The 3,370-nt window shown below is 62.3% G+C and carries 3 protein-coding genes; all 3 read left to right on the top strand.

The features are described from left to right. Window positions 1–792, top strand: a 792-nt coding sequence (locus M0974_RS21465; RefSeq protein WP_297841400.1) for an ABC transporter substrate-binding protein, incomplete at its 5' end; no start/stop codon positions are given. Continuing rightward, the gene (fhuB, locus tag M0974_RS21460) at window positions 785–2,812 is read left to right on the top strand and encodes a Fe(3+)-hydroxamate ABC transporter permease FhuB (RefSeq protein ID WP_297841397.1); all 2,028 of its coding nucleotides are present in this window, start codon (window positions 785–787) and stop codon (window positions 2,810–2,812) included. The genes M0974_RS21465 and fhuB, both read left to right, overlap by 8 nt. Continuing rightward, on the top strand, window positions 2,809–3,370 hold a 562-nt coding region (fhuF, locus tag M0974_RS21455), incomplete at its 3' end, for a siderophore-iron reductase FhuF (protein WP_297841395.1). The genes fhuB and fhuF, both read left to right, overlap by 4 nt.

The raw sequence follows: 3,370 nt of genomic DNA, 5'->3' as shown, positions 1-3,370 counted from the left end.
TTGATTCATGGCGCTGCGTCAACGGTGCAGACAACCTTTGGCCGGCTGATCCCGGAGCTTTCGAAAACACACCACATTATTGGCGTGGAATTGCAGGCACATGGCCACAGCGACAATCGCGATGGGAGACCAATCAGTTTTGAACAGGATGCGGCGGATGTCGTGGAGTTGCTGCAACAACTGCAGCCCGATCTGATCCTCGTGGGCAGCGACCAAAGCGTTCTGCAGCCACGCTTGAACGCCATTGCGCCCACTGAGATTTTCGAAACCCGTGACCACGGAACGCCGATTGAACAAGTTGCGCAATTGACCGTTGACGTTGCCACACGCATCCAGCGTCTGGCAGCCGGTGAACGCTATTTGGCCAACGCATGGCAAACCTTCGCCGAAGCTCATCGTCGCTGCGCTCACCTGAACATTGCGCCGTTGCAGGTGATCAGCGTGATCGATGAGCGACGCGCGCTGGTGTTCGGTCAGGGCAGCCTGTTTGACGACGTGCTGGTGCGGCTCGGCCTGCGTAACGCTTGGCTCACCGCTACCAATGGCTGGGGCTACGCAACCATCGGCTTCGAACAACTGGCCGAACAACCTGACGCGCAACTGGTGTATTTCAACGCAGCGCCGGGGCTTGAACCTCGCTTGGCGAACAACCCGCTGTGGCGCAATTTGCCCAGCGTGCGTTCTGGCCATGCCATCAAGCTGCCGGAAGTACTGTTTTACGGCGGCATGCCTTCGGCGGTGAGTTTTGCGCGGTTGCTCGCAGCGCAGCTTCCGGAGGTCAACCGTGGCTGATTTGCCTGTTTCCCAAGGCCGTGTGTCGAGCGGCTTGTTGCGCAGAACCCCGGCGATTGCCGGGGTGGTCGGCGTACTGACGATGATCGCTCTGCTGCTGACCGCTGATGCCTTGCATCACCAATTAGGAACGTCCTCGTGGCTGCAGGCACTTTGGTCGCCGGACACCACCGACATGCGTCAGATGATTGTGCATTTCAGTCAATTACCACGGATCACGGTCGCCCTGCTGTGCGGCGCCGCACTGGGCTTGGTGGGCTGTGTGTTGCAGCAAGTACTGCGCAACCCGCTGGCAGAGCCGACCACTCTGGGCATCAGCGCCGGGGCCCAATTGGCGATCACCATCGCCACGTTGTACGCGCCATCGTTGCTGATCTATGGGCCGGTCTGGCCGGCGTTGGTGGGTGCATTGATCGCTGCGGGGTTAGTGTTCGGATTGGCCGCCGGGCGCGGATTTTCGCCGCTGGCGCTGATCCTTGCCGGGCTGGTGGTCAGCCTGTGCTGCGATGCGTTCGCCAGCGTAATGATCCTGTTCAATCACAGTTTTTTGCGCGGGTTGTTCATGTGGAGCAGCGGCAATCTTGGACAGAACGACTGGTCGGCGGTGTACTTGCTGTTGCCCAGTTTGCTGATCGTCGGCGCGCTAATCGCCCCGTTGTCCCGGGCCCTGACCCTGTTCGAACTCAATGATCACAACGCGCAAAGCGTGGGCGGATCACCGTCGACCTTGCGCGTGCTGACGTTGTTGCTCTGCGTGATACTGGCCGCGATTACCGTGGCCAGCGTCGGCGTCATCGGTTTTATCGGACTCGCTGCGCCGAACTTGGCGCGCTTGCTCGGTGCTCGGCGCTTTCAGTCGCGGCTGATCTGGGCGCCGTTGCTCGGTGCCGCGTTGTTGTGGCTCGCCGATGCACTGGTGGTGCGCATCCCGGCCGGTTATCACGAAGTGCCCACCGGCACCGCTACGGCACTACTCGGCGTGCCGCTGTTGTTGTGGCTGCTGCCCAAGTTGCGCCCGTCCAACGTCGCCCAACCACAAGCCACCGGCAAGCAGCGCAGCCTGGCTGGACGTCAGGCCAATTGGTTGATCGTGGGTTGCCTGACATTGCTGGCAGCGGCGCTGGTCGGGGCCTTGCTCTTCGGTCAAGGCCCCGACGGCTGGCACCTGAGCACCGGCGAACAACTTCAGCGCTTGTTGCCGTTGCGTGGGCCGCGGGTATTGGCGGCGCTGGCGGCTGGCGCCATGCTTGCGGCAGCGGGATGTTTGATCCAGCGCCTGACCCACAACGCCATGGCCAGCCCGGAAATCATCGGCGTCAGCTCGGGTGCAGCCTTTGGCGTGATCGTCTTGGCGTTTCTCGCCACCGATCCCACCCGCAGCGGCCAGTTGCTGTCCGGCAGCCTCGGCGCTATGGCGGTCATGCTCGGCCTGTTTGCCCTTGAGCGGCGCTCGCCATTGGCCGCTGAGCGACTGATTCTGGCGGGTATTGCCCTTAGCACCTTGTTCGGTGTGCTGGTGGCGGTGCTGATGGCGGTGGGTGATCCGCGCATGAGCGGCCTGCTGACCTGGTTGGCGGGCTCGACGTATCAGGTGTCACCGAGTGAAGCAGGTTTTGCCCTGTTGGTCATGGCGCTATTACTGGCTTGCCTGCCGTTCTCGACCCGCTGGCTCGCGCTGTTGCACTTGGGCGCCCCTCAAGCTCAGGCATTGGGATTGGAGGTCAAACGGGCCCGTGGCAGTTTACTGATATTGATTGCCCTGCTCAGCGGGGCCGCCACGCTGATCGTCGGGCCGTTAAGCTTCGTTGGCTTGATGGCGCCGCACATGGCGCGCTTGCTTGGTTTTCGCCGGCCCGGCGGGCAACTCGCCGCCGCCGTGGTCATCGGCGCGCTGCTGATGGTTCTGGCGGATTGGCTGGGGCGCAACCTGATCTATCCGTTTCAAATTCCTGCAGGTTTGGTAGCCACGGCCATTGGTTGCCCATACTTCATGTGGCTGCTGCGCAGGTCGACGACATGACGCAGCTGGTTTGCACCCGTGCCACGTTGAGTGAACTCGACCTGCGCTTCGCTGCGTGGAACCTGCCGCACCTACAGACCCTGGTCCGCTGGGAGGGGCAATCGGCGATGGCGGGCAGTCAACTTTGGTCGGCCCCCAACCTGGACTTTATCGTCGCCGGTTATGCCCAAGAGCATGGCGCGTCAGACCGCCGTGCCTTGCTTTCGCACTGGTCCAAAAGCTATTTGGAAGCCCTGCTGCCTGGCGCCCTCGCTGCGTGCCTGCTGCTGGATCGCCAGCTACCGCTGGCGTTCGACACCCTCGGCCTGCAACTGGACGCCGAAGGCAACGTGGCGAACATCCTGCTGGCGGCGGGCACCATGGTCGTGGCCGCAGAGGCCGACTTTTATCAGCGCTGCCAGTCTCTGCTGGAGACCAACCTGGAACCCTTCGTCGAAGGCCTCGCTCGCCATGCGCGGATTTCGGCCAGGGCATTGTGGGGCAATGTCGCCGCTTACATCGCTTGGGCTTTACGTTTGCTGGCCACCCAGTGCGGTTTACCCCCTACGTATTTGCAGC

The sequence above is a fragment of the Pseudomonas sp. genome, from assembly GCF_026224925.1.
Classification (GTDB): Bacteria; Pseudomonadota; Gammaproteobacteria; order Pseudomonadales; family Pseudomonadaceae; genus Aquipseudomonas.
Note: the sequence above shows the minus strand (reverse complement) of the source record. Positions and strands in the feature narration are given on the sequence as shown.